Origin of the sequence: Streptomyces noursei, assembly GCF_001646665.1 — a bacterium.
Taxonomy (GTDB): Bacteria; Actinomycetota; Actinomycetes; order Streptomycetales; family Streptomycetaceae; genus Streptomyces; species Streptomyces lavendulocolor.
On sequence record NZ_LWBU01000369.1, the window covers coordinates 89,766 to 114,581 of the forward strand.

23 protein-coding genes and 1 tRNA gene are annotated in these 24,816 nt (G+C 74.6%); 14 read left to right on the plus strand and 10 right to left on the minus strand.

The window, feature by feature from the left end; all coding sequences use genetic code 11:
* Positions 1 to 73 precede the first annotated feature (73 nt).
* The 4 genes from A4V12_RS27725 (at position 74) to A4V12_RS40045 (ending at position 4,941) form a co-directional block, all read left to right on the plus strand.
* On the plus strand, positions 74 to 949 hold the full coding sequence (locus tag A4V12_RS27725; protein ID WP_064072176.1) for an FAD binding domain-containing protein: 876 nt from the start codon (positions 74 to 76) through the stop codon (positions 947 to 949).
* Positions 946 to 2,229 (plus strand): (2Fe-2S)-binding protein, encoded by a 1,284-nt coding sequence (locus tag A4V12_RS27730; RefSeq protein ID WP_064072177.1) that lies wholly within the window; start codon positions 946 to 948, stop codon positions 2,227 to 2,229. Before A4V12_RS27725 ends, A4V12_RS27730 begins: the two co-directional genes overlap by 4 nt.
* Positions 2,226 to 4,538, plus strand: a complete 2,313-nt coding sequence (locus A4V12_RS27735) for a xanthine dehydrogenase family protein molybdopterin-binding subunit (RefSeq protein WP_064072178.1) — start codon at positions 2,226 to 2,228, stop codon at positions 4,536 to 4,538. Before A4V12_RS27730 ends, A4V12_RS27735 begins: the two co-directional genes overlap by 4 nt.
* 97 nt (positions 4,539 to 4,635) lie before the next feature.
* Complete coding sequence (locus A4V12_RS40045; protein WP_199831402.1) at positions 4,636 to 4,941, plus strand: hypothetical protein; 306 nt, start codon at positions 4,636 to 4,638, stop codon at positions 4,939 to 4,941.
* 7 nt (positions 4,942 to 4,948) lie between these two features.
* On the opposite strand, the gene A4V12_RS27745 is transcribed toward A4V12_RS40045, so the two are convergent.
* Positions 4,949 to 5,023: transfer RNA gene (locus tag A4V12_RS27745), tRNA-Cys, on the minus strand.
* 162 nt (positions 5,024 to 5,185) lie between these two features.
* Here A4V12_RS27745 and A4V12_RS27750 point away from each other — a divergent pair.
* From A4V12_RS27750 to A4V12_RS27775, 6 genes are all read left to right on the plus strand, one after another.
* On the plus strand, positions 5,186 to 6,646 hold the full coding sequence (locus tag A4V12_RS27750; RefSeq protein WP_064072179.1) for an MFS transporter: 1,461 nt from the start codon (positions 5,186 to 5,188) through the stop codon (positions 6,644 to 6,646).
* A gap of 35 nt (positions 6,647 to 6,681) precedes the next feature.
* Positions 6,682 to 6,882, plus strand: a complete 201-nt coding sequence (locus tag A4V12_RS27755; RefSeq protein WP_064072180.1) for a ribbon-helix-helix protein, CopG family — start codon at positions 6,682 to 6,684, stop codon at positions 6,880 to 6,882.
* A complete protein-coding gene (locus A4V12_RS27760) occupies positions 6,879 to 7,259 on the plus strand; it encodes a type II toxin-antitoxin system death-on-curing family toxin (protein ID WP_064072181.1) in 381 nt (126 codons plus the stop codon). Before A4V12_RS27755 ends, A4V12_RS27760 begins: the two co-directional genes overlap by 4 nt.
* Positions 7,260 to 7,370: 111 nt before the next feature.
* The gene (locus A4V12_RS27765; RefSeq protein ID WP_064072182.1) at positions 7,371 to 9,155 is read left to right on the plus strand and encodes a DEAD/DEAH box helicase; all 1,785 of its coding nucleotides are present in this window, start codon (positions 7,371 to 7,373) and stop codon (positions 9,153 to 9,155) included.
* Positions 9,156 to 9,437: 282 nt separating this feature from the next.
* Positions 9,438 to 10,079, plus strand: coding sequence for an IclR family transcriptional regulator (locus tag A4V12_RS27770; RefSeq protein WP_064072183.1), 642 nt, complete (start codon positions 9,438 to 9,440; stop codon positions 10,077 to 10,079).
* Positions 10,080 to 10,280: 201 nt separating this feature from the next.
* Positions 10,281 to 11,069 (plus strand): S16 family serine protease, encoded by a 789-nt coding sequence (locus A4V12_RS27775; protein WP_064072184.1) that lies wholly within the window; start codon positions 10,281 to 10,283, stop codon positions 11,067 to 11,069.
* Here the strand turns inward: A4V12_RS27775 and A4V12_RS27780 are convergent.
* The 7 genes from A4V12_RS27780 to A4V12_RS27815 all read right to left on the minus strand — a co-directional run bounded on the left by A4V12_RS27780 (position 10,999) and on the right by A4V12_RS27815 (position 17,255).
* On the minus strand, positions 10,999 to 12,312 hold the full coding sequence (locus A4V12_RS27780) for an MFS transporter (protein WP_064072185.1): 1,314 nt from the start codon (positions 12,310 to 12,312) through the stop codon (positions 10,999 to 11,001). The genes A4V12_RS27775 and A4V12_RS27780 overlap by 71 nt on opposite strands.
* Positions 12,313 to 12,493: 181 nt before the next feature.
* Complete coding sequence (locus tag A4V12_RS27790) at positions 12,494 to 13,096, minus strand: ArsR/SmtB family transcription factor (protein ID WP_064072187.1); 603 nt, start codon at positions 13,094 to 13,096, stop codon at positions 12,494 to 12,496.
* Positions 13,097 to 13,161: 65 nt separating this feature from the next.
* The gene (locus A4V12_RS27795; protein ID WP_064072188.1) at positions 13,162 to 14,139 is read right to left on the minus strand and encodes a glycine betaine ABC transporter substrate-binding protein; all 978 of its coding nucleotides are present in this window, start codon (positions 14,137 to 14,139) and stop codon (positions 13,162 to 13,164) included.
* Positions 14,136 to 14,942 (minus strand): ABC transporter permease, encoded by an 807-nt coding sequence (locus tag A4V12_RS27800; RefSeq protein WP_064072189.1) that lies wholly within the window; start codon positions 14,940 to 14,942, stop codon positions 14,136 to 14,138. The genes A4V12_RS27795 and A4V12_RS27800 overlap by 4 nt, the downstream gene beginning before the upstream one ends.
* Positions 14,939 to 16,129: an ABC transporter ATP-binding protein gene (locus A4V12_RS27805; RefSeq protein ID WP_064072190.1), complete on the minus strand. Its 1,191-nt coding sequence runs from the start codon at positions 16,127 to 16,129 to the stop codon at positions 14,939 to 14,941. The genes A4V12_RS27800 and A4V12_RS27805 overlap by 4 nt, the downstream gene beginning before the upstream one ends.
* Entirely contained in the window at positions 16,113 to 16,769 is a 657-nt protein-coding gene (locus A4V12_RS27810; protein WP_064072191.1) for an ABC transporter permease, read from the minus strand. Before A4V12_RS27810 ends, A4V12_RS27805 begins: the two co-directional genes overlap by 17 nt.
* Positions 16,770 to 16,784: 15 nt before the next feature.
* On the minus strand, positions 16,785 to 17,255 hold the full coding sequence (locus A4V12_RS27815) for an Lrp/AsnC family transcriptional regulator (RefSeq protein WP_064072192.1): 471 nt from the start codon (positions 17,253 to 17,255) through the stop codon (positions 16,785 to 16,787).
* A gap of 121 nt (positions 17,256 to 17,376) precedes the next feature.
* On the opposite strand from A4V12_RS27815, the gene hppD reads away from it, so the two are divergent.
* Positions 17,377 to 18,522: a 4-hydroxyphenylpyruvate dioxygenase gene (gene hppD, locus A4V12_RS27820; RefSeq protein WP_064072193.1), complete on the plus strand. Its 1,146-nt coding sequence runs from the start codon at positions 17,377 to 17,379 to the stop codon at positions 18,520 to 18,522.
* A gap of 580 nt (positions 18,523 to 19,102) precedes the next feature.
* On the opposite strand, the gene A4V12_RS27825 is transcribed toward hppD, so the two are convergent.
* Complete coding sequence (locus A4V12_RS27825) at positions 19,103 to 20,545, minus strand: tetratricopeptide repeat protein (protein ID WP_064072194.1); 1,443 nt, start codon at positions 20,543 to 20,545, stop codon at positions 19,103 to 19,105.
* Between the two features lie 109 nt (positions 20,546 to 20,654).
* Between A4V12_RS27825 and A4V12_RS27830 the strand changes: the two genes are divergently transcribed.
* Both A4V12_RS27830 and A4V12_RS27835 read left to right on the plus strand, forming a co-directional pair.
* Positions 20,655 to 22,022: an FAD-binding oxidoreductase gene (locus A4V12_RS27830; RefSeq protein ID WP_064072195.1), complete on the plus strand. Its 1,368-nt coding sequence runs from the start codon at positions 20,655 to 20,657 to the stop codon at positions 22,020 to 22,022.
* 289 nt (positions 22,023 to 22,311) lie between these two features.
* Positions 22,312 to 22,695 (plus strand): VOC family protein, encoded by a 384-nt coding sequence (locus A4V12_RS27835; protein WP_064072196.1) that lies wholly within the window; start codon positions 22,312 to 22,314, stop codon positions 22,693 to 22,695.
* An 8-nt stretch (positions 22,696 to 22,703) separates the two neighbouring features.
* On the opposite strand, the gene A4V12_RS27840 is transcribed toward A4V12_RS27835, so the two are convergent.
* Positions 22,704 to 23,114, minus strand: coding sequence for an SsgA family sporulation/cell division regulator (locus tag A4V12_RS27840; protein ID WP_064072197.1), 411 nt, complete (start codon positions 23,112 to 23,114; stop codon positions 22,704 to 22,706).
* Between the two features lie 228 nt (positions 23,115 to 23,342).
* Here A4V12_RS27840 and A4V12_RS27845 point away from each other — a divergent pair, with 228 nt between their 5' ends.
* Entirely contained in the window at positions 23,343 to 24,770 is a 1,428-nt protein-coding gene (locus A4V12_RS27845) for an RDD family protein (RefSeq protein ID WP_064072198.1), read from the plus strand.
* Positions 24,771 to 24,816: the final 46 nt, after the last annotated feature.

A 24,816-nucleotide genomic window follows, 5' to 3' on the forward strand; every position in this document is an offset into this window, starting at 1 on the left:
TGTGAGCACGTACGGTACGGCAACACAGGCGGGACAGCCGGGACAGCCGGGACACCGGGAAGGGGCAGCTGGGTTGACCACGCACGCACCGCAGGCGGCGCAGTCCGTGACGCTGCCGGCCACGCTCGGCGAGGCCGTGGCGGCGCTCAGCGCCATGCCCGCCGCCGTGCCCGTGGCGGGCGGTACGGACTTGATGGCCGCCGTCAACAAGGGCCAGTTGCGCCCCGCCGGCCTCGTCGGCCTCGGCCGCATCAATGAGATCCGGGGCTGGCAGTACCAGGACGGCCACGCCCTGCTGGGCGCCGGCCTCACCCACGCGCGCATGGGCCGCCCGGACTTCGCGGCGCTCATCCCCGCCCTGGCCGCCGCCGCCCGCGCGGCCGGTCCGCCCCAGATCCGCAACGCGGGCACCCTGGGCGGCAACATCGTCACGGCCGCGCCCACCGGTGACTCCCTGCCCGTGCTGGCCGCCCTGGAGGCGGACCTCGTCGTCGCGGGCCCGGGCGGCATGCGGGAGGTCCCGGTGACGCACCTGCTGGCCGGCCGCGAGCTGCTCGGCCCCGCCGAACTGATCGGCCACGTCCGCGTACCCCTGCTGCACGCCCCGCAGGTGTTCCTGAAGGCCACCGGCCGGACCGGGCCCGGGCGGGCCACCGCGTCCGTCGCGGTCGTGCTGGACCCGGCGCGGCGCGGCGTGCGCTGCGCGGTCGGCGCCATCGCCCCGATGCCGCTGCGGCCGCTGGAGGCGGAGCGCTGGATCGCGTCGCTGATCGACTGGGACGCCGACCGGGGCCTGGCGCCCGAGGCGCTCACGGCGTTCGGCGAGTACGTGGCGGCGGCCTGCATCCCGGACCCGCCGGGCGAGGAGCAGTTGCCGCCCGCCGTACTGCACCTGCGGCGCACGGTCGCCGCGCTGGCCCGACGGGCACTGGGGAGGGCGCTGTCGTGACCACCGACGAGAACGAGAACCCGCAGGGGCAGGGCGGCTGGCAGCCGACACCCCAGGGCGAGTACGACAGCGACGCGACCGCCTTCGTGCAGCTGCCGCCGGACATGTCGACGACCGGCGCCCCGCTGGAGGCCCCCGGCCACGGCTATGTGCCGCCGGAGGCCTGGGCGCCGCACGACCCGCACGCCACGGCCCAGTGGTCCTTCCAGGCCCCGCCCGCACCGGCGCCCGCGCCCACGGAGCTGACCGGCCAGTGGACGATCCCGGTCGCCCAGGGCGACCTTCCGGACGAATCGGGCGAGTTCACCACGTCGGCGCTCGCCTCCCAGTGGTCCGGCGGCAACCCGCCGGCCACCCTCCCCGGCGGCGCCCCCGCCCCCTGGGCGACGCCCGAGCCGCAGCCCGCGCACGAACCGGCCCCGCACGACGGCGCCGACACCCCGGAGCCCGCGCCCGCCGGCCCCGGGCAGGCGGACCCCGACCCGCGCCCCCACCCCGCTCCCGGCACGGACCCGGCCCACGACCCCGCCCACGCCCCCACGACCGCCCAGGGGCCCGCCGAGGGCCCCGACGGCACCCCGGCGCACCCCGGGCACGAGGGGCACTCGCACGACAACGGCGGCCCGCAGGAGGCCGGCGGCCCGCACGAGGACGCCGCCGCCCCCAGCCACGCCACCGACAGCGAGGAACACCCGCACATCTCGTACGTGCTGCGCGTCAACGGCACGGACCGCCCCGTCACCGAGGCGTGGATCGGCGAGTCCCTGCTGTACGTGCTGCGCGAGCGGCTCGGCCTCGCCGGCGCCAAGGACGGCTGCTCGCAGGGCGAGTGCGGCGCCTGCAACGTCCAGGTCGACGGCCGGCTCGTCGCCTCCTGCCTGGTGCCCGCGGCGACCGCGGCCGGCAGCGAGGTGCGCACGGTCGAGGGGCTCGCCACCGACGGCGAACCCTCCGACGTGCAGCGCGCCCTCGCCGCCTGCGGAGCCGTCCAGTGCGGGTTCTGCATCCCCGGCATGGCCATGACGGTCCACGACCTGCTGGAGGGCAACCACGCCCCCAGCGAGCTGGAGACCCGCCAGGCGCTCTGCGGCAACCTCTGCCGCTGCACCGGCTACCGCGGGGTCCTCGACGCCGTGCGCGAGGTCGTCGCCGGACGCACCGCGAGCGCCGCCGCCTCCGCCGAGGCCGCGGCCGAGGCCGCCGACGCAGCCGGGGCCACCGCACCGCAGCCCCGTATCCCGCACCAGATCCCCCACCCGCACGACGGAGGCACGGCGTGAGCAACGACGCGGCCACCGCCATCCCGGCGGTCGACGGCCCCCAGGGGCCCCAGCAGGAGCAGCCGGCCCACGGGCTCGGCGCGTCCCTCCCGTCCGCCGACGCCCGCGCCAAGACGGAGGGCACCTTCCCCTACGCCTCCGACCTGTGGGCCGAGGGCCTGCTGTGGGCGGCCGTCCTGCGCTCCCCGCACGCACACGCGCGCGTGCTGTCGATCGACACCTCGGCCGCCGCCGGGATGCCCGGCGTGCGGACCGTGGTGACCCACGCCGACGTCCCCGGCGAGGCGACCTACGGCCGGACGGTCGCCGACCGCCCCGTCTTCGCCTCCGACCTGGTGCGCCACCACGGCGAGGCCATCGCCGCGGTCGCGGCCGACCACCCGGACACGGCCCGCCTGGCCGCCGCGGCCATCGCCGTCGAGTACGAGATCCTCGACCCGGTCACCGACCCGGAGAAGGCCTTCGCCGCCCCGCCCCTGCACCCGGACGGCAACCTCGTCCGCCACATCCCGCTCCGCTACGGCGACCCGGACGCCACGGGCGAGGTCGTGGTCGAGGGCCTGTACCGCATCGGCCGCCAGGACCCCGCGCCGATCGGCGCCGAGGCCGGGCTCGCCGTGCCCCGCCCGGACGGCGGCGTCGACATCTACACCGCCTCCACCGACCCGCACACCGACCGGGACCTCGCCGCCGCCTGCTTCGGCCTCGGCCCCGAGCAGGTCAAGGTGGTCGTCACCGGCGTCCCCGGCGCCACCGGCGACCGCGAGGACCCGGGCTTCCAGATCCCGCTGGGCCTCCTCGCCCTGCGCACCGGCTGCCCCGTCAAGCTGGCCGCCACCCGCGAGGAGTCCTTCCTCGGCCACGCCCACCGCCACCCGACCCTGCTGCGCTACCGCCACCACGCGGACGCGGACGGCCGTCTGGTCAAGGTCGAGGCGCAGATCCTCCTCGACGCCGGCGCCTACGCCGAGGCCTCCTCCGAGTCGCTCGCCGCCGCCGTCGCCTTCGCCTGCGGCCCCTACGTCGTCCCGCACGCCTTCGTCGAGGGCTGGGCGGTACGCACCAACAACCCCCCCTCCGGCCATGTGCGCGGCGAGGGCGCGATGCAGGTCTGCGCCGCCTACGAGGCGCAGATGGACAAGCTCGCCGCCCGCCTGGGCCTGGACCCCGCCGAACTGCGGCTGCGCAACGTGCTCGCCACCGGCGACATCCTGCCCACCGGCCAGACCGTCACCTGCCCCGCCCCCGTCGCCGAACTCCTCCAGGCCGTACGCGACTTCCCGCTGCCCGCGCTCCCCAAGGACTCCCCGGAGGACGGCTGGCTGCTGCCCGGCGGCCCGGAGGGCGCGGGGGAGCCCGGCGCCGTGCGCCGCGGCGTCGGCTACGCGCTCGGCATGGTCCACATGCTGGGGGCGGAGGGCACGGACGAGGTCTCCACGGCCACGGTCAAGGTCCACGACGGGATGGCGACCGTCATCTGCGCGGCGGTCGAGACCGGCCAGGGCTTCTCCACCCTCGCCCGCCAGATCGTCCAGGACACCCTGGGCATCGACGAGGTCCACGTCGCCTCCGTCGACACCGACCAGCCCCCCGCGGGCCCGGCGACCCACGGCCGCCACACCTGGGTCTCCGGCGGCGCCGTCGAGCGGGCCGCCAAGATGGTCCGGACCCAGCTCCTCCAGCCGCTGGCCCACAAGTTCGGCATGTCCACCGAACTGCTCCAGATCACCGACGGGAAGATCACCTCCTACGACGGCGTCCTGTCCACCACCGTCACGGAGGCGCTGGAGGGCAAGGAGCTGTGGGCCACCGCCCAGTGCCGCCCCCACCCCACCGAACCCCTCGACGGCGCCGGCCAGGGCGACGCCTTCGTGGGCCTGGCCTTCTGCGCCATCCGCGCGGTCGTCGACGTCGACGTCGAACTCGGCTCGGTCCGGGTCGTCGAGATGGCGGTCGCCCAGGACGTCGGCCGGGTCCTCAACCCGGCGCAGCTCGCCACCCGCATCGAGGCGGGCGTCACACAGGGCGTCGGCGCGGCGCTCACCGAGAACCTGCGCACCGCCCGCGGCCTGGTCCGCCACCCCGACCTCACCGGCTACGCGCTCCCCACCGCCCTGGACGCCCCGGACATCCGCATCGTCAAGCTCGTCGAGGAGCGGGACGTGGTCGCCCCGTTCGGCGCCAAGGCCGCCAGCGCGGTCCCGGTGGTCACCTCCCCGGCCGCGGTGGCCGCCGCCGTGCGGTCCGCCACGGGCCGCCCCGTCAACCGGCTCCCGATCCGCCCCCAGGCGGCGGTCGCGGCGCCGTAGCCGGTCGCCGTGCCCGCCGTCGTGCTGGTCACCGGCATCATGGCCGCCGGGAAGTCGACCGTCGCCCAGGCGCTCCTCGTCCGCGTACGCGTCGGCGGTGGCGTCCGGGAGCGGTGCGAGGACCACGACGTACCGGAGCCGGGTCCTGACGAGGCGGGTGTACGCGGCGAGTTCGGGGCCCAGCACCACGTCCTGGACGACGGCGGAGAAGCCCGTGGTCGCCGCCCGCGAGGCGGGGCGCGGCAAGTCCGGCTACGGCGGCGGCCGGACGCCCGAGCGGCTGGACCGGGGGCTGCGCGAGGAGACCGCGCGGATCGGGCTGTGGCTCGACACGTCCGAACTGACGGTGGAGGCCACGGTGGACGCGATCCTGGCGGACCTGGACCGCGCCCTCGTGCCGTAGGGCGGTGTGGAGACCGTGGCGGGATTCGAACCCGCGTCACCGGAGTTGCAGTCCGGCCCCTGAGCCTCTCGGGCACACGGTCGTGGGTGGTGCTCGCGGTACGACCGTAGGGTGCGCTCCCGCGGGGGCGGAAGGGATGCAATCCGACTGCCACACGCTGTTCACGGACGTACGACCAAGGGCGGAGGCACGTCCGGCCCCCGGACAGGGGCCATATCCCTTGTCGCCCCTTACGGTTGGGTCCATGACCCTGGACGACCCCAGCCGCACCGGGACCCCCGCCGCCGGGCCGCAGGAACCCGGTGGTGTCCTCGACCGCGACCACCGCGCGCTCAGCGTCGGCATCGTCTCCGTCGTGATGCTCATCGCCTTCGAGGCGATGGCCGTCGGTACGGCGATGCCGGTCGCCGCACGGGAGTTGCACGGCGTCCCGCTGTACGCGTTCGGCTTCTCCGCGTACTTCACCACCAGCCTCTTCGCCATGGTGCTGTCCGGCCAGTGGTCCGACCGCGCCGGGCCCCTGGCGCCGGTCACCACCGGTATCGCCGCCTTCGGGGCGGGGCTGCTGCTGTCGGGGACGGCGGGGGCGATGTGGCTGTTCGTCCTCGGGCGGGCCGTGCAGGGGCTCGGCGGGGGCATGGTGATCGTGGCGCTGTACGTGGTCGTCAGCCGGGCCTACGAGGAGCGGCTGCGGCCCGCGATCATGGCGGCGTTCGCCGCCGGCTGGGTCGTCCCCTCGATCGTCGGGCCCCTCGCCGCCGGGACGGTGACCGAGCGGCTGGGGTGGCGGTGGGTGTTCGTCGGCATCCCCGTCCTGATCGTCCTGCCGCTGGCCCTCGCGCTGCCCGCGATACGCCGGACGGCGTCCGGGCCGGCCGACCCGGGGGAGCCCAGGCCGCCGTTCGACGGGCGGCGCATCCGGCTGGCGCTGGGCATCTCGCTCGGCGCGGGCCTGCTCCAGTACGCCGGCCAGGACCTCCGGTGGGCGTCGCTGGTCCCGGCGGCGGCCGGCGCGGCGCTGCTCGTGCCCGCCGCGCTGGGGCTGCTGCCGCGCGGCACCTACCGGGCGGCGCGGGGGCTGCCGTCGGTGGTGCTGCTGCGGGGGCTGGCGGCAGGGGCGTTCATCTCCGCCGAGTCGTTCGTACCGCTGATGCTGGTCACCGAGCGGGGACTGAGCCCGACCCTGGCCGGGCTGTCGCTGGCGGTGGGCGGTGCGACGTGGGCGCTGGGCTCGTACCTCCAGTCGCGGCCGCGCGTGGAACCGTACCGGGAGCGGCTGATGGTCCTCGGGATGCTGCTGGTCGCCGGGGCCGTCGCGGCCGCGCCGGGCGTGCTGCTCCCGGCCGTACCGGTGTGGACCGTGGGCGTGGCGTGGGGCGTGGGCTGCCTCGGCATGGGCATGGTGATCGCCTCGACGAGCGTCCTGCTGCTCCAGCTGTCGGCGCCGGGGGAGGCGGGGACGAACTCGGCGGCCCTCCAGATCTCGGACGGGCTCTCCAACGCGGTGCTCCTCACGCTGGGCGGTGCCGCCTTCGCCGCGCTGGGCGGCGGGTCGGCGGCCGGCCACGCCGCGGCCGGACCGGCCGCCGCGGGCGGCTCGCACCCGGCGGCCTTCGCCGCGGTGTTCCTGCCGATGGCGGCGGTGGCGCTGGTGGGGGCGTGGGTGGCGACGCGGCTGGGCAAGCCTGCCGCCGGCAAGAAGTAGTACCAGAATGACCCCATACGTGGTACCGTTCTGGTATGGCTATGAATCTCCGTCTCCGTGACGACCAGGCCGACGCACTCAAGCAGCGTGCCGAGCAGGAGGGCGCCAGCATGCACGCCATAGTCCTGCGGGCGATCGACGACTACCTGGCGCGTACCGCCCAGGAGGCCATCGTGCGCAAGACGGCCAAGGACCAGGCGGCCAAGTGGCATGAGCTCATGGAGAGGCTCAAGTGACGTTCCTCTACCTGTCCTCCGAGGACGTCCTGGTCATCGCCGAGTACGCGGTCGATGACCAGGTCGTCGTCGTGCGGGACGCGGGGCTCCTCGAATCCGCGGTGCACCGGCCCGCGGCGGCCATGTTCGGCGAGGAGGCGTACCCCGACCTGGTGGACAAGGCGGCCGCGCTCCTGCAGTCGCTCGCCGTCAATCACCCGCTCGTCGACGGGAACAAGCGCACCGCGTGGCTGTCCTGTGTCACGTTCCTGGCCATGAACGGTGTGGAACTGCGTCCGGACATCGACGCCGCCGAGCGGCTCGTCATCGCCGTTGCCACGGGCGAGGCGGACGAAGTGAAGGTCATCGCCCAGGGCCTGCGCGATCTGGTCGTGTGACGCCGGTCTCAACCGCGGCCGGTCCCGCCCGGTGCGGACCGGGCGCGGCCGGCGGCACCGGTAGGGTGGCCCGGTTGTCGTACGTACCGCCGAGAGACCGAGTCGGAGACCGTGACCACTACCGCCTCCCATCACCTCTCACCCGCCTTCCCCGGCCGCGCCCCGTGGGGCACCGCCAACAAGCTGCGCGCCTGGCAGCAGGCCGCGATGGAGAAGTACGTCCAGGAACAGCCGCGCGACTTCCTCGCCGTCGCGACACCCGGCGCCGGCAAGACCACCTTCGCCCTGACGCTCGCGTCCTGGCTGCTGCACCACCACGTGGTGCAGCAGATCACCGTCGTCGCGCCCACCGAGCACCTGAAGAAGCAGTGGGCCGCCGCCGCCGCGCGGATAGGGATCAAGCTCGACCCGGACTACAGCGCCGGGCCGCTGAGCAAGGAGTACCACGGGGTCGCGGTCACCTACGCCGGCGTCGGCGTGCGGCCGATGCTGCACCGCAACCGCAGCGAGCAGCGCAAGACGCTCGTCATCCTCGACGAGATCCACCACGCCGGTGACTCCAAGTCCTGGGGCGAGGCCTGCCTGGAGGCCTTCGAGCCGGCGACACGTCGCCTGGCGCTCACCGGTACGCCGTTCCGGTCCGACACCAACCCGATCCCCTTCGTCACGTACGAGGAGGGCAACGACGGCATCCGGCGGTCCTCCGCCGACTACACGTACGGATACGGCAACGCGCTCGGCGACGGCGTCGTCCGCCCGGTCATCTTCCTGAGCTACAGCGGCAACATGCGCTGGCGCACCAAGGCCGGCGACGAGGTCGCGGCCAAGCTGGGCGAGCCGATGACCAAGGACGCGATCTCGCAGGCCTGGCGCACCGCGCTCGACCCGCGCGGCGACTGGATGCCCAACGTGCTCCGCGCCGCCGACCAGCGGCTCACCGAGGTCAGGAAGGGCATCCCGGACGCGGGCGGCCTGGTCATCGCCTCCGACCAGGACTCGGCGCGCGCCTACGCCAAGCTCATCCGGGAGATCACCGGCACCAGGGCGACCGTCGTGCTCTCCGACGACGCGGGCGCGTCCAAGCGGATCGACGAGTTCAGCGAGGGTGACGACCGCTGGATGGTCGCCGTCCGCATGGTGTCGGAGGGCGTCGACGTGCCGCGCCTGGCGGTCGGCGTCTACGCGACCACGATCTCGACGCCGCTGTTCTTCGCGCAGGCCGTGGGCCGTTTCGTGCGTTCCCGCAGGCGCGGCGAGACCGCGTCCGTGTTCCTTCCCACCATCCCGACCCTGCTGACCTTCGCGAACGAGATGGAGGTCGAGCGCGACCACGCCCTCGACAAGCCCAAGAAGGAGGGCGAGGAGGACCCGTACGCCGAGTCCGAGAAGGAGATGGACGAGGCGAACAAGGAGCAGGACGAGGACACCGGCGAGCAGGACATGCTGCCCTTCGAGGCGCTGGAGTCCGACGCCGTCTTCGACCGGGTCCTCTACGACGGGGCCGAGTTCGGCATGCAGGCCCACCCGGGCAGCGAGGAGGAGCAGGACTACCTCGGCATCCCCGGGCTGCTGGAGCCCGACCAGGTGCAGCTGCTGCTCCGCAAGCGCCAGGCGCGGCAGATCGCGCACAGCAGGCAGAAGCCCGCCGAGGAGGCGGACCTGCTGGAGCTGCCGGCCGAGCGGCGGCCCGTCGTCTCGCACAAGGAGCTGCTGGAGCTGCGCAAGCAGCTCAACACGATGGTCGGCGCGTACGTCCACCAGAGCGGCAAGCCGCACGGCGTCATCCACACCGAGCTGCGCCGGGTGTGCGGCGGCCCGCCGAGCGCGGAGGCCACGGCGGGCCAGATCCGCGAACGGATCAAGAAGGTGCAGGAGTGGGCCACCCGGATGCGCTGAGCGGAAACCGCCGGTCCGCCCCGCGCCACAGGGGTGCATAACGGGGCGAAGTCTCCGTACCGAAAACGCTTGCGCCCGGATTCTGGACGAGGCCTTCCGCTGAGCGGAGCGGGTCGCTACTGTCCCGGCAATCGCAATGCAACGCCCCGTGGCAGCGCCGCCGCGGAGCGCAGCCGGTGTGCCATGGCCTGCCGGCGGCCTCTCCGTGCGTCGCCGATGGGACCGGTGGCGCGTCCGCCCTTGAGAGTGTCCGCCGTCACTCACTCCGAAGGAGAGGGCGTCGTGACCGCGGAGACATCCCAGACGCTCGACCGAGGACTGCGCGTCCTCAAGCTGCTCGCCGACACCGACCACGGGCTGACCGTCACCGAGTTGTCCAACAAACTCGGGGTCAACCGGACCGTGGTCTACCGTCTGCTCGCCACCCTCGAACAGCACGCCCTGGTCCGCCGCGACCTGGGCGGCCGCGCCCGCGTCGGCCTCGGCGTGCTGCGGCTCGGCCGCCAGGTGCACCCGCTGGTGCGGGAGGCCGCACTGCCCGCCCTGCGGTCGCTGGCCGAGGACATCGGCGCCACCGCCCACCTGACCCTCGTCGACGGGGCGGAGGCGCTCGCCGTCGCGGTCGTCGAGCCGACCTGGACGGACTACCACGTGGCCTACCGGGCCGGCTTCCGTCACCCGCTGGACCGGGGTGCGGCCGGCCGCGCGATACTCGCCGCCCGGCAGGGCGCGCTGAGCGAGCCGGGCTACACGCTGACGCACGGCGAGCTGGAGGCCGGCGCGAGCGGCGCGGCGGCCCCGCTGCTGGGCGTGACGGGCGTCGAGGGCAGCGTGGGCGTGGTCATGCTGGCGGACGCCGTACCGGAACGGGTCGGCCCCCGCGTGGTCGACGCCGCCCGCGAGGTCGCCGACGCCCTGCGCTGACGCCCGCGGCACCGCGCCGCCCCCGCGGCGCCCCGCCCTGCCTGCGCCGCACTCGCCGCAACCGCCCCGCGGCCTCCGCCGCGACCCGCCGCCCCCCGCCTCCGCCGCGACCGCCACGCCGCGGCCCCGCCCACCGCGCCCCGCCCGCCGCGCCGCACCCGCCCCGGCACGGGGCCGGCGGGCGGCGGATAGATTGGCACCGTGCTCTCCCGTCTCACGCGCCCCCGCGCCCTCGCCCTGTGCGCCCTGCCCGTCGTCGGCCTGTTCGTGGCCGCGGCGGTCGCGCCGCTGCCGTTCACCCTCGCGCAGCCGGGGTCGACCAGTGACGTCCTGGGGAAGCACAGGGGCCGGCAGGTCATCACCGTCTCCGGCACCCCCGTGCGGGCGACGGAGGGCAAGCTGCTGATGACGACCATCGTCGCCACCGGCCCGCGCACCGACGTCGACCTCGGGGACGTCGTGGACAGCTGGTTCCGGGGCGACCGGGCCGTGCTGCCGCACGGTTCCGTCTACCCGCCGGGCAAGTCCGACGCCGAGATCGAGAAGCGCAACATCGGCCAGATGCGCGAGTCGCAGAACACCGCGGTCGAGGCCGCCCTCGGCTACCTCGGCAAGAGCCCCGAGCAGGTGAAGGTCGACCTCGAACTCGCCGACGTCGGCGGGCCCAGCGCCGGGCTGTTCTTCGCGCTCGGGATCGTCGACAAGATCCAGGGCGACGGCGCGGGCGGCGACCTCACCGGTGGCCGCACCGTCGCCGGGACCGGCACGGTCGAGGCCGACGGCACGGTCGGCGCCGTGGGCGGGGTGTCCCTCAAGACGCAGGCCGCCCACCGCGACGGCGCGTCGGTCTTCCTCGTACCGAAGGACGAGTGCGGGGACGCCCAGGCCGAGAAGCCGGAGGGCCTGCGGCTCGTCCCCGTCACCTCGCTCCAGGACGCGGTGTCGTCGCTGCGCGCTCTGGAGCGGGGGAAGAAGGTCCCGAGCTGCTGACCGCGGAGGCGGCCGGACGGTCCATCTCCCGCCAGCAGGGGAACACCGCCGGCGCCAGCGTCACCACGAAGTACAGGGCGCCCACCGCCAGCAGCGTCGGGGCCAGACCGGCCTGCTCGACCAGGAAGCCCGCGCCCACCGCGCCCAGCGGCATGGCCATCAGCGCCCCGGCCGTCGTCACCCCCGCCACCCGGCTGCGGAGGGCGTCCGGGACCCGCTCGTACAGCACGGTCGTGAGGATCGGGTTGAGCGTTCCCGAGCCCACTCCGCCGACCGCCGCGGTCACCACCAGCGGCCACACGCCGTCCGTCGCCGCCGCCGTGACGAACGGGGGCGCCCCGCTGAGCAGGGACGCGACCGTGAACACCGTCCGGCGCCGGAAGCGGTGCCCCACCGCCCCGTACAGCAGGGCGCCCAGCAGCGCGCTCCCGCCCCACACCGCCGAGATCAGGCCGATCGCGGCCGCGCCGCCCAGGGCGCGCTGGGCGTGCACCGGCAGGAGCACCGCGCTCCAGCCCTGGCTCAGGCCGTTGGTGGCCATCACCATCAGCGTGATGCCCAGCAGCAGCCGGGAGCGCAGCAGGAAGGCGTACCCCTCGCGCAGCTCGGCCCGGTAGCGGCGCGGGGAGACCGGGGCGCCGTCCCGCTGCGGCTCGGCGGCCTTCACCCCCCGGACGCCGCCGAGGACCAGTAGCGCGGAGAGGCCGAAGGACGCGGCGTCCAGCACCAGCACGGTCTCCGCGCCCACCAGGGCGATCAGGACGCCCGCGAGGGCCGCACCCGTCATCCGCGCCCCGCGCGACACCGCGTCGAAGAGGCTGGCCGCCCGCGCGAGGGTGGTGCCGGCCCGTTCCGCGAGGTCCGGGACGAGGACGTGCCGGGCCGTTTCGCCGGGTGCGTGGAACAGCCCGGTGACGCCCATCAGGGTGCACAGCAGCCAGAAGTCGAGCCGGCCCGCGTGGTGCAGCAGCGGGATCGTGCCGAGGGCGAGGGCGCAGACCAGGTCCGAGACGACGCTGACGCGCCGGCGGCCGATCCGGTCGATGACCGGCCCGCCGGCGAGCGCCGAGACGACGACCGGCAGGGTGGCGCAGAAGGCGACGAGCCCCGCCTTGCCGGGGCTGCCGGTGGTCTGGAGGGCGAACCAGGGGACTCCGATGAGGGTCAGGGCGTTGCCGCTGATCGATATCGCGTTGGCCGCCAGCACGGTGGCGAGCGGCCGGCGGTCCGGGGCCCCGGTCATGCGGCCGGGGCGGTACGGGGCGGGGGAGCGACGGCCAGCCGCAGACCCAGCTCGACGAGCGTCCAGCCCAGGCGGGCGCGGACGGGGCGGTGGCGGGCGGCGGGCCGCCGGGGTGCCCGGTCCCTTAAGTCGGCGGCGCGCAGGGCGTGCAGGCTCAGGTGTATGTCGGGGTGCATGGCGGTCAGCGGTCCTTCCGGTCGTCGGCCTGCGGGAACGCGTGCAGGTGGAGGCGTACCTTGGCGGCGTCGTCGTCCGGCTCGACGTCGCGGTAGCCGTTGATGAGTTCGTGGAGCTTCTCGCCCAGCTCGCGGACCTGACGGGGGCCGAGGCGCAGGGTGAAGTCGCTCAGGTCCGCGTTCTTGGCCCACTCGGCCGGCCAGTCGCGCATCGTGCCGATCCAGGTGGACAGTTCCTGGCCGTGGATGGTGGCGATCTCGTGCATGAACACGTTGACCGCGCCGCGCGTCTCGGCGTCCTCCTCGTCGAAGAGCGACGCGTCCCAGGAGGTGCCCTGGTGCACGGCCTGCCACCAGCGTTCGCGCCCCTTGCCGCGCTCGGGGGCGTCCTCGACGAAGCCGTACGAGGCGAGTTGCCGCAGGTGGTAGCTGGTGGCTCCGCTCGACTCGCCGAGCCGTTCGGCCAGTTGGGAGGCGGTCGCGGGGCCGTGATGGCGCAGGGTGCTGAGCAGCCGGATGCGCAGCGGGTGGGCGAGGCCCCGCAGCGAGCGCGGGTCGAGCTGCCGGATGGGCGGGGTGCCGGGGGCGGTGCTGTCGGGCTCGGGCATGCCCCCACCCTAGAGTTGCAAAGGAAGCGTTGCAAGCACTTCTTTGCAACTCGCGGAGGCTGTGGTCACGGCTCCCTGATGAACCCCTGTTCCAGCAGCCACTCCTTCGCCACCTCGTGCGGGTCCTCGCCGTCCACGTCCACCCGCGCGTTCAGCTCCCGCGCCACCGCCGTGTCCAGCCGGGCGCTCAGCGGGTCGAGCAGTTCGGCGATCACCGGGTACTTCGCGAAGGTCGCCGCGTGCAGGGCGGGCGCCGCGTTGTAGTTCGGGAAGAAGTGCCGGTCGTCCGCCATGGTGTCCAGCCCCATGGCCGCGATCCGGCCGTCCGTCGTGTAGACCTCGCCCAGCAGGCACGAGCCCGACCCGGCCACCTGCGTGTAGATGATCCCCGCGTCCATCTTGCGGATGTTGGCCGCCGGGATGTCCATCCCGTACGCCCGTCGCATCCCCGGCAGCCCGTCCTCCCGGGACGCGAACTCGTTCTCCACGCACAGCGTCACCGCCGACGGGTCGCGGCGGGACAGCTCCGCCACGTCCGAGAGCGTCCGCAGCCGGTACGCGGCGTTGTTCCGCCTGCTGATCGCCAGCGTGTACGTGTTGTCCAGCGCCGAGGGCGGCAGCCAGGCGACGCCGTTGCGCACGTCCGCGTCCCGCACCGCCTCCCACTGCGCGCGCGGGTCGGCGATCGGCTCCTGCCTGCCCTGGTACGTGATCCACGCCGTGCCCGTGTACTCGTAGATCGCGTCGGCGTCGCCCTTGACGATCGCCTCCCGGCCGCTGAGGGACCCCGGCAGGTTCGTCCTGTCCAGCACCTCGGCACCCGCCGCCTTGAAGATCAGGCCGATCATGTGGCCGAGCACCAGGTTCTCGCTGAAGTTCTTGGACGTGACCGTCAGCGAGGCGCCCCTGAGCGGCTGCCCGCGCCCCACCGAACCGGGCAGGACGTCGTCGGCCATCGGCGAGCCGCTCTTCAGCCCGCACCCCGCGAGCACCAGCACCAGCGCCAGCGCCGTGCACCCCGCCGCCCTCCCGCGGTGCCTCATGCGTCCTCCAGCCCGCGCGGCGTCAGCACCAGCTCCGCCAGCGACGCCAGCCAGTCGACCAGCAGCGCCAGGGCGACGGTGAGGACGGAACCCAGCACCAGCACCGGCATCCGCTGCGTCTGGATGCCCGTCGTGATCAGGTCGCCGAGCCCCCCACCGCCCACGAACGTCGCCAGCGTCGCCGTCCCCACGTTCAGCACCAGCGCCGTGCGCACCCCCGCCAGGATCAGCGGCACCGCCAGAGGCAGTTCCACCCGCAGCAACCGGCCCGCCGCCGACATGCCGACGCCCCGCGCGGCCTCCACCATCAGCGGGTCGATCGTCCGCAGTCCGGCCATCGTGTTGGACAGCACCGGCAGCACCGCGTACACGACCATGCCGGTGATCGCGGTCGACGGCCCGATGCCCAGCCCGATCACCAGCAGCGCCAGCAGGCCGATCGCCGGGGTCGCCTGGCCCACGTTCGCCAGCGCCGTGGCGGCCGGCGCCGCCCGCCGCAGCCCCCGGCGGGTCAGCGCGACGCCGAGCGGCACCGCGACGAGGAGCACCCAGAACGTGGACACGGCCGTGAGCACGACGTGCTGCCGCAGCCGCAGCTGCACGTTGCCGCCCGCCAGCGCGTTCCGGGCGATCGCGTCCAGCTGGACGTGCGAGATCCACAGGTACGTCGCCGACAGCAGCACGGCCACCACGGCGGGCACGACCACCAGCTTCGCCGGCGGTACGCGCCGCCCGGGCGCGTCCCGCCGCGCGGTGCGCGGCCCGGCGCCGCGGACGTCCCGCGTCCCCGCCCCGGCCGTCACGCGCCGCGCTCCCGCTCCGCGCGGTGCGGGCGCCCCTCCCTCGGGCGCCCGGCCGCGGCCGCCCGGTCAGCCTCCAGCATCCCGTGCACCGCGGCCATCAGCGTCCCCATGTCGACGATCCCCGCGTACTCGCCGCGCCGCCCCGTCACCGCGACCCGGCCCGCCGGGTCGAGGAGCACCGCCTCCAGCGCGTCGCGCAGCGTCGCGTCACGCGTCACCGTGCCGCGCACCGCCCGCCCCGCCCGCGCCGGGAAGCCCTCGGCGCGCGCCAGGTCCCCGCGCCGCAGCCAGGTGCGGGGCCGCCGGTGCCGGTCCAGCACCAGCAGCTCGCCGTGCGGGCCGTCGGCCGGCCGGCCGAGGACCGTCCGCCGCGGGTCGTCGACGGACACGGTGGGGAAGGCGCCGATCCGCACGTCCCGCAGGCGCGTCAGGTTCAGCCGCTTCAGCGCGGCGCCCGCGCCCACGAACCCGGACACGAAGTCGTCCGCCGGGCCGGTCAGGATCGCCTCCGGCGTGTCGAACTGGGCGATGCGCGAGCGCTCGCGCAGCACGGCGATCCGGTCGCCCAGCCTGATCGCCTCGTCGAGGTCGTGGGTGACGAAGACGATCGTCTTGCGCAGCTCCCGCTGCAACCGGACGAGCTCGTCCTGGAGGTGGTCGCGGGTGATCGGGTCCACCGCCCCGAACGGTTCGTCCATCAGCAGCACCGGGGGGTCCGCCGCCAGCGCCCGCGCCACCCCGACCCGCTGCTGCTGGCCGCCCGACAACCGGCGCGGATAGCGCCCGTGGAACTCGCCGGGGTCGAGCCCCACCAGGACCAGCATCTCCTCGACCCGCTCCCGCACCCGCGCCCTGGACCAGCCCAGCATCCTCGGTACGAGGGCGATGTTCTCGGCGACCGTCATGTGCGGGAACAGCCCCGAGGACTGGATCGCGTACCCCACCTCGCGGCGCAGCCGCACCGGATCGATGCGGGTGACGTCCTCGCCGTCGATGCGGATGCGCCCCGACGACGGTTCGATCAGCCGGTTGATCATCCTCAGCGTGGTCGACTTCCCGCACCCCGAGGGCCCGACGAGGACCACCGTCTCACCCGGCCGGATCTCCATCGAGACGTCGTCCACGGCCGGTGACTGGCTGCCGGGGTACCTCTTCGACAGGTTCTCCAGCTCAATGCGCGCGCTCACGGATCCCCCTCGGAATCGTCAGCCGCCCGAGCAGGACGTACGCGGCGTCGAAGGCGAGCGCCAGCAGCACGATCCCCAGCGTCCCCGCCAGCACCTGGTTGAGCGCGTTGGCGCTGCCCAGGGAGGCGATCCCGCGGAAGATCTCGTTGCCGAGCCCCGGCCCCGAGGCGTAGGCGGCGATCGCGGCGATCCCCATGAGCATCTGCGTGGACACCCGGATCCCCGTCAGGATCGGCGGCCAGGCGAGCGGCAGCTCCACCCGCACCAGCCGGGCCGCCGGGGACATCCCGATGCCCCGGGCGGCGTCCACCAGCGCCGGGTCGACGCCCCGCAGCCCCACGATCGCGTTGCGCACCACCGGCAGCAGCCCGTACAGCACCAGCGCGATCACCGTGGGCGGCACCCCGAGGCCCACCACCGGGATCAGCAGGCCGATCAGCGCCAGGGAGGGAACGGTGAGCGCGGTCGACGTGCACGCGACGGCGAGGTCGCCCGCCCAGCCGCTGCGGTAGGTGGCCAGGGCGATCGCCACGCCCAGCGCGGTGGCGATCACCATGCACTGGAAGACGGCGCCGACGTGCTGCAACGCGTCCGTGAGCAGCTGCTGGTGCCGGGCGGCGACGTACTCCCAGAAGCCCACGCGCGCTCCCTCGTCTCACTCCTCCGACGCGGCCTGCTCCACCAGCGGGATGATCCGCAGGGGTACGGGGTTCTCCATGACGATCGCCGTGGACGCCCGCACGATGCCATCGAAACCGACGACCCGGTCGATCACCCGCTGGAGATCGGCGTTCGACCGGGCCACCAGCCGGCACAGCATGTCCCCGTGCCCGGTCGTGGTGTGCAGTTCCAGCACCTCCGGAACACCCGCCAAGTGCTCCCGCACGTCGGCGCCTTGCCCCTGCTTGATCTCCAGCGTGGCGAACGCGGTGACGGGGTATCCCAGTGCCGCCGGATCGACCTCGGGACCGAATCCCCGGATGACTCCGTTCGACTGAAGCCGGTCCAGCCGGGCCTGCACCGTGCCGCGGGCCACGCCCAGCCGGCGCGAGGCCTCCAGGACCCCTATGCGCGGCTCGCGCGCCAGCAGGGCGATGAGCCTGCCGTCCAGATGATCGATCGCCACAGCGGCCCTCCAGTGGTCACCCTGTACAGAACGTCCGCCCATCCTGCCCATCCACTGGTCGGATTGCCCAGTCCCCGCGCGAACTATTGCGCACCTTGCCGATCGGAGAGAGCCTGCCGCCATGACTGAGACCATCTCCCACACCCCCGACACCGCCCGGCAGGCCGACCCCTTCCCGGTGAAGGGGATGGACGCGGTCGTGTTCGCCGTCGGCAACGCCAAGCAGGCCGCGCACTACTACTCCACGGCCTTCGGCATGAAGCTCGTCGCCTACTCCGGACCGGAGAACGGCAGCCGCGAGACCGCCAGTTACGTCCTGGCCAACGGCGGCGCGCGCTTCGTGTTCACCTCCGTCATCAAGCCGTCCACCGACTGGGGCCGCTTCCTCGCCGAGCACGTCGCCGAGCACGGCGACGGCGTCGTGGACCTCGCCATCGAGGTGCCGGACGCGCGCAAGGCGTACGCCTACGCCGTCGAGCAGGGCGCCACCGGCCTCACCGAGCCGTACGAGGTGAAGGACGAGCACGGCACCGTCGTCCTCGCCGCCATCGCCACGTACGGCAAGACGCGCCACACCCTCGTCGACCGCTCCGGCTACGACGGCCCGTACCTCCCCGGCTTCGTCACCGCCTCCCCGATCGTCGAGCCGCCCGCCAAGCGCACCTTCCAGGCCATCGACCACTGCGTCGGCAACGTCGAGCTCGGGAAGATGAACGACTGGGTGGCCTTCTACAACAAGGTCATGGGCTTCACGAACATGAAGGAGTTCGTGGGCGACGACATCGCGACCGAGTACTCGGCCCTGATGTCGAAGGTCGTCGCCGACGGCACCCTGAAGGTGAAGTTCCCGATCAACGAGCCGGCGATCGCGAAGAAGAAGTCGCAGATCGACGAGTACCTGGAGTTCTACGGCGGCGCCGGTGTCCAGCACATCGCCCTCGCCACGAACGACATCGTCCACACCGTCCGCACCATGCGGGCCGCGGGCGTCCAGTTCCTCGACACCCCCGACTCGTACTACGACACCCTCGGCGAGTGGGCCGGCGAGACCCGCGTGCCCGTGGAGATCCTGCGCGAGCTGAAGATCCTCGTCGACCGCGACGAGGACGGCTACCTGCTGCAGATCTTCACCAAGCCGGTCCAGGACCGCCCGACGGTGTTCTTCGAGATGATCGAGCGCCACGGGTCGATGGGCTTCGGCAAGGGCAACTTCAAGGCGCTCTTCGAGGCGATCGAGCGCGAGCAGGCGAAGCGCGGCAACCTGTAGCACCCGGGTACACCGACCGCCCGGTACGGGGTGCCGGGCGGCCGGCGCCCCAAGGGGGCGCCCCCGCGACCACAAGCGGCCCGGCGCCCCCGCAAGGCCCCACCGCCCCAGCCGCCCCACGGCACCGGGCACAGCCCCCCGCGGCCCGCACAACGGCCCCCGGCGACGCCCCGGCCCTCCGGCCCGCAGCCGCACGACGGCCGGGCGGGGCCGTACAGGGGCGCCCCTGTCCCACAGCCGCGCGACGGCCCCCGTCCCGCAGCCGCGCGACGGCACTCGGCGACATCCCCGCCCCCGCTCCGCAGCCGCACGACAGCACCCGGTAATGCCTCGCCCTCCGGCCCGCAGCCGCGCGACGACACTCGGTGACGTCACCACCCCCCTTCCCGCAGCCGCGCGACGGCCGGGCGGGGCCGTGCAGGGTCGCCCCCGCAGCGGTTGGCGGCGTCGGGCGGTGCCCATCCGCGCACGGGTTCCCCGCCGACCGCGAGGAGGTGAGCCCGGAGGGGCCCCGCCCCGCCCCACCGGCGCCGAGCGCACACCCGGGGCGTCACCGCTCCCCTCCGGACGACGGCGACCGCTAAGGCGACGGCGACCGCCACGCGGACGCCCCGCCCCGCGGCGCCCCATCCCCCCGCCCCGGCCCCCCGGCGGCGTACCCGCCCTCCGCCGGCTCGCCCAGCGCGGCCAGCGCCCGGCGCGCCTTCGGCGCCAGCAGCGGCGAGAAGTGCGGGTTGATCCGCAGCGCCTCGGCGAGGTGCCGCCGTGCCGGCCCCCACTCGCCCAGCTCCCGCTCGATCCGGCCCCGGTGGTAGGCGAACAGCGCGCTCCGCAACCCCTGTTCCGTCGCCCTCGTGGCGTACGGCAGGGCCTCTTCGTGCCTCCCCGCCCGGTACAGCGCCCAGCCGAGCGCGTCTGCGACGTGCACCGACCGGTGTCCCTTCGCCCACTCGGCGCGCAGCCGCCGCACGGCGGCGTCCGGGCTGCCGTGGTCCGCCTCGTAGCGGGCCAGCACCAGCGCCCCGTTCACCCCGTGTGCCGCCGCCTCGGTGGCGCGCACGCGCAGCACCTCGTACTGCGTCCGCGCGTCCTCGTCCAGGCCCAGCGACTCGTACAGCTCGCCCGCCTCCAGGGCGTACTGCGGCAGCGGCTGCGCCTTCAGCGCGGCCCCGTAGTCCCGCAGCGCCTCGTCGGTCCGGCCCAGCGCGGCCAGCGCGCGCGCCCGTCCGGCCAGCGCCGGGGCGTGCCCGGGCACCAGCCGCAGCGCCGGGCCGTAGGAGGCCAGCGCCTCCGCGGGCTCGCCGCGCTCCCACGCGAGGTCGCCGAGCCGCACCAGGCACGCGGCCTTCTCCGCCGGGGTGGCGGCCAGCGCCACGGCGTCGTACGCCAGCGCCGACGCGTCCTCGCGCCAGCCCCGGTCGCGGAAGACCAGCGAGGCGCGGGACAGCGCGGGTGCGCCCGACCGCAGTGTCCGGAGCCGCTCCATGGCACGCCCGGCCGACACGTAGTCGCCGAGCCCGTTGTAGGCGTCGATGAGCACGGGGTACGCCTGCCACCGCCGCGGCGAGGACTTCCGCACCGCCTCGCCCCACTTCCGCGCCGCCCGGAAGTCGCCCCGCGCGTTCGCCAGGGAGCCCAGACCGAGCTGCGCGTCCACGTTCCCCTTCCGGGCCGGCCAGGCGGCCAGGGACCGCTCCAGCGCCTTCTCGGCGCGTGCGAACGAGGCGGTGTCGCCGCTGCGGGCGCCCCGCTCGACGTACGCGCCGCCCAGTACCGCCCACGACGCGTCGTCGCCCGGGTGGGCCCGCAGCCACTTCTCGCGGTCTCCGATGAGCGCGGCCAGCTCGGGCAGCGACGCCTGCGCGCCGGCCCGCGCCGCCGACACCGCCCGGGCGACGGCGCCGGGGGCGGGGGCGGGCGCCTGCCCGCCGAGGCCGGCCGGCACGAACAGGGCGACGGCGCCGACCAGCGCCGCGCCCGCGCCCGCACCGAGGACGATCCGTGGGACCCGTTCCGTCTTCATGCGGTCACTGTGCGGCACGGGGCGCGTCGGGACGACGAGCCACCCGGCGGATGCGGAGCCGATCGCCCGGCGGGTTCACACCGATGGCCCCGGGTGCCAGGCTGGGATCATGGACGACCTGCTGACCCGCCTCCGGGCCGGCCTCCCGCCGGAGGCCCTCCTGACGGACCCGGACGTCACCGCCTCCTACGCCCACGACATGGCGAGCTTCTGCGAAGCGGGCTCGCCCGCCGTGGTGGTCCTGCCGAGCACCACGGAGCAGGTCCAGCACGTCATGCGCACGGCGACCGCACTGCGCGTGCCGGTCGTCCCGCAGGGTGCCAGGACCGGCCTGTCGGGTGCGGCGAACGCCTCCGAGGGCTGCGTCGTGCTCTCCCTCACCCGGATGGACCGGATCCTGGAGATCGACCCGGTCGACCGGATCGCGGTGGTCGAGCCGGGCGTCGTCAACGCCGCCCTGTCCCGCGCGGTCGGCGAGCACGGGCTGTACTACCCGCCGGACCCCTCCAGCTGGGAGATGTGCACCATCGGCGGCAACATCGGCACCGCCTCGGGCGGCCTGTGCTGCGTCAAGTACGGCGTGACGGCGGAGTACGTCCTGGGGCTGGACGTCGTCCTCGCCGACGGCCGGCTGCTGTCCACCGGCCGCCGTACCGCCAAGGGTGTCGCCGGGTACGACCTGACCCGGCTGTTCGTCGGCTCCGAGGGGACCCTCGGCATCGTCGTGCGGGCCGTGCTGGCGCTGCGCCCGAAGCCGCCGCGGCAGCTCGTCCTGGCGGCGGAGTTCCCGTCGGCGTCCGCCGCCTGCGACGCCGTCTGCGCGGTGATGGAGCGCGGCCACACCCCCTCGTTGCTCGAACTCATGGACCGTACGACGGTACGGGCGGTCAACCGGCTGGGCCGGATGGGCCTGCCCGAGTCGACCGAGGCCCTGCTGCTCGCCGCGTTCGACACCCCCGACCCGGCCGCCGACCTGGCCGCCGTGGGCGAGCTGTGCACGGCCGCCGGCGCGACGCAGGTGGTGCCGGCCGAGGACGCGGCCGAGTCGGAGATGCTGCTGAAGGCCCGCCGGATGGCGCTGACCGCCCTGGAGGCGGTCGCGTCGGCCACGATGATCGACGACGTCTGCGTACCGCGTTCCCGGCTCGCCGCGATGCTCGACGGCACGGCGGCCATCGCGGCGAAGTACGACCTGACCATCGGCGTCTGCGCGCACGCGGGCGACGGCAACACCCACCCCGTCGTCTGCTTCGACCACACCGATCCCGGTGAATCGCGGCGCGCCCGCGAGTCGTTCGACGAGATCATGGCGCTCGGTCTGGAGCTGGGCGGGACCATCACGGGCGAACACGGCGTCGGCGTACTGAAGAAGGAGTGGCTGGCCCGAGAACTGGGGCCGGTCGGCCTTGAGTTGCAGCGGGGCATCAAGCACACCTTCGACCCTCTCGGCATCCTCAACCCCGGCAAGGTCTTCTGAGGCTCCACTGCCGTGCAATGGCACCGCCCACCAAGCCCCCGCCCACCAAGCCCCCGCCCCTCCGGGCACCCGCCCCTCCGCCAGTGCCACGCACAGGAGCGACCCGCCCGGGACTCATCCCCACCCCGGCCCAAGTGCACCGCGCCGGAGGCGCGTTGGCGGCGCGCGGACGGCGGGGGCCGGTCCGCCGGACGACCGGCTCCCGCCGGGACCGCGGGCCTAGGCCGGATGTCCGATGGAACGGACACGGCCGTCCGCATAGCGTGAGGGCACCGCCGAAGGAGGAGCCGTGCCAGCACGCCTTGACCACACCATCGTCCGCAGCCGCGACCGCTTCGCCGCCGCCCGCTTCCTCACCGGACTGATCGACGCGCCGGAGCCGAAGCCCTTCGGTCCCTTCGCCAGCGTTCCCCTGGAGAACGGCGTCACCCTCGACTACCTCGACGACGACGCGCCCCGGATCGTCCCGCAGCACCTCGCCTTCCTCGTCGCGGAGGACGAGTTCGACGCGATCTTCGGGCGGATCCAGGAGCGCGGACTGCCGTACTGGGCGGACCCGCACCATCATGAACCGCAGCGGATCAACCACCACTTCGGCGGCCGCGGCGTCTACATCGACGACCCCGACGGCCACTCGATCGAATTCATCACCCACACCTACGTGATCGATTGACCGCTCCCTCAGGCGAGCAGTTCGGCCAGCCCGTCGTCCAGGCCGAGCTGCTCCGCCTCCGAGCCGGGCGGCACCGCCAGCAGCGCCCGCTCCAGCCAGGCGGACACCGTGCACGCCGGGGCCTCCAGCAGCGCTTCGCCGTTCGGTGAGGACAGCGCCAGCAGGACGACGCGCCGCCCGTCGAGGGTGGTCGGCCAGATCCGCACGTCGCCGTGGCCGCACGGCCGGAACACCCCCTCGACCAGCAGCTCGCGGGCGAAGGTCCAGTGCACGGGGTGTTCGGAGCCGACGTGGAAGACGATGTGCACGGCGTACGGGTCGTCCGTGCGGTAGGTCAGCCGTGCGGGGACGGGGACGCTGCGCTCGGGCGACAGCACCAGGGCGAGTTCCAGGTCGCGTTCGACGAGGGTGTGCTGCATGGGACGGTTCCCTTCTCTCCACGGGGCCCTGGGGCGGGCCGCACCCTGGGAGAGGGGCTTCGCGGCCCGTCATGACGCGACTTTTTGGAAAAGAACCGGGCCTGCCTCTCCGTAACACAGGTGTGATCGGAACGTGGTCGTTGTGGACGGACCGGTTCGGGGTTGCTCGGCGGTCTGGTAGATGTGGTGCCTTGAATTGAGGCCTCGAGGAGATACGGGACCACGGTGATGAGCGCCCCAACCCCGGCAACCGGCGACGGCAGCCCCACGCCCGGCTACTACCCCGACCCGTCCATTCCGGGATATATCCGGTTCTGGAACGGTGCCGCCTGGGTGCCCGGGACGAGCCGTCCCGCGCCCAAGGACGGTGAGGCGACGCCGCCGGTCCCTGCCGCTTCCGTCCCGTCGCAGGCACCCGCACCCGTCCCGGCCGCCGCGCCGACGCCTTCGGTGGAGGAGACCGGGCCGGTCTTCTTCGACGAGGAGGAGCCCGGCGCCGACGGCCGGCCGGAGCCGGAGCCCGCGTCCGTGTGGCAGGCGGACGCCTCGCGCCAGACCGGGTTCGGCGGCGACCGCGACCGCCGCGTCTCCTGGGGGGCCGAGACCGGCCAGGACCCGCGCCGCCCGGCCGCCGACCCGACCGGCGGCGCGCTGCCCGGCGTACGGAACGTGGAGCCCGAGCCGGCGAAGGCGGCGGGCCCCGAGGGCACGGTCACCATCCGCGCGGTGAAGCCGCAGCCGGCGCCCGGGCCCGAGCGGCCCGCCGACGGCACGATGACCATCCGCGCCCTCGCGCCCGAGGCCCCGGGCACCCCGCAGGCCCCGGCGCAGCCGCACCCGGCGGCCCCGGCAGCCCCGGCCGCGCACCCCGCACCCGCCGCCCAGGCGCCCGCGGCCGTCCCCATGCCCGCGCCCGCCCCCGCCGCCCAGGCACCAGCCCAGGCCCCTGCCCCGGCTCCCGCGGCCGCCCCCGTCGCCCCCGCCGCGCCGGTCACCGACGGCCCGGGCGGCGGCGCGTCGTCCTGGGCGCAGCAGGTGCACCAGCTCGCCCGTCCGGAGGCCCAGGCGCCGGACCGGGCGGCTGTCCCGCAGGCGCACTCGCAGCAGCCGGTCCTGCCGTGGAAGCCGCCGGTCGACGACCCGTTCCTGGCGGCCGCGCAGGCCCAGGCCGCCGCGCGCCCGGCCGGGCTCGGCAAGCGGTTCGCGGCCCGGCTGATCGACACGCTGGTCCTCGGGGCCGCCGTGGGGGCCGTCGCCGTGCCGTTCGTCTCCAAGGCGCTCGACCACATCGACGGCAAGATCGAGCAGGCCAAGCGGTCCGGCGAGACGGTCACCGTCTGGCTCCTGGACGGCACGACCTCGACGTACTTCGGCATCGCGCTCGCCGCGCTGCTGGTGCTGGGCGTGCTGTACGAGGCGTTGCCGACCGCCAAGTGGGGCCGGACGCTGGGCAAGAAGCTGATGGGGCTCGAGGTGCGGGACATCGAGTCCCACGAGCCTCCGCCGTTCGGTGCCGCGCTGCGGCGGTGGCTGGTCTACGGGGTGCTGGGAGTCCTGGTGGTCGGTGTGGTCAACGTGGTGTGGTGCCTGTTCGACCGCCCCTGGCGGCAGTGCTGGCACGACAAGGCCGCCCACACCTTCGTGGCCGGGCGGTAGGGGGTAGCCCGAACGGCCGGTGATCGTTTGCGGGGGCCCGCCGGCC

Excerpts from the sequence above, each read along its gene's own strand:
- A4V12_RS27780 (WP_064072185.1), bottom strand. The coding sequence starts at position 12,312 with ATGACCGGGGCCCCGGACCGCCGGCCGCTCGCCACCGTGCTGGCGGCC.
- hppD (WP_064072193.1), top strand. The coding sequence starts at position 17,377 with ATGACTGAGACCATCTCCCACACCCCCGACACCGCCCGGCAGGCCGAC.
- A4V12_RS27795 (WP_064072188.1), bottom strand. The coding sequence starts at position 14,139 with ATGAGGCACCGCGGGAGGGCGGCGGGGTGCACGGCGCTGGCGCTGGTG.
- A4V12_RS27845 (WP_064072198.1), top strand. The coding sequence starts at position 23,343 with ATGAGCGCCCCAACCCCGGCAACCGGCGACGGCAGCCCCACGCCCGGC.
- A4V12_RS27755 (WP_064072180.1), top strand. The coding sequence starts at position 6,682 with ATGGCTATGAATCTCCGTCTCCGTGACGACCAGGCCGACGCACTCAAG.
- A4V12_RS27840 (WP_064072197.1), bottom strand. The coding sequence starts at position 23,114 with ATGCAGCACACCCTCGTCGAACGCGACCTGGAACTCGCCCTGGTGCTG.
- A4V12_RS27830 (WP_064072195.1), top strand. The coding sequence starts at position 20,655 with ATGGACGACCTGCTGACCCGCCTCCGGGCCGGCCTCCCGCCGGAGGCC.
- A4V12_RS27750 (WP_064072179.1), top strand. The coding sequence starts at position 5,186 with ATGACCCTGGACGACCCCAGCCGCACCGGGACCCCCGCCGCCGGGCCG.
- A4V12_RS27825 (WP_064072194.1), bottom strand. The coding sequence starts at position 20,545 with ATGAAGACGGAACGGGTCCCACGGATCGTCCTCGGTGCGGGCGCGGGC.
- A4V12_RS27790 (WP_064072187.1), bottom strand. The coding sequence starts at position 13,096 with ATGCCCGAGCCCGACAGCACCGCCCCCGGCACCCCGCCCATCCGGCAG.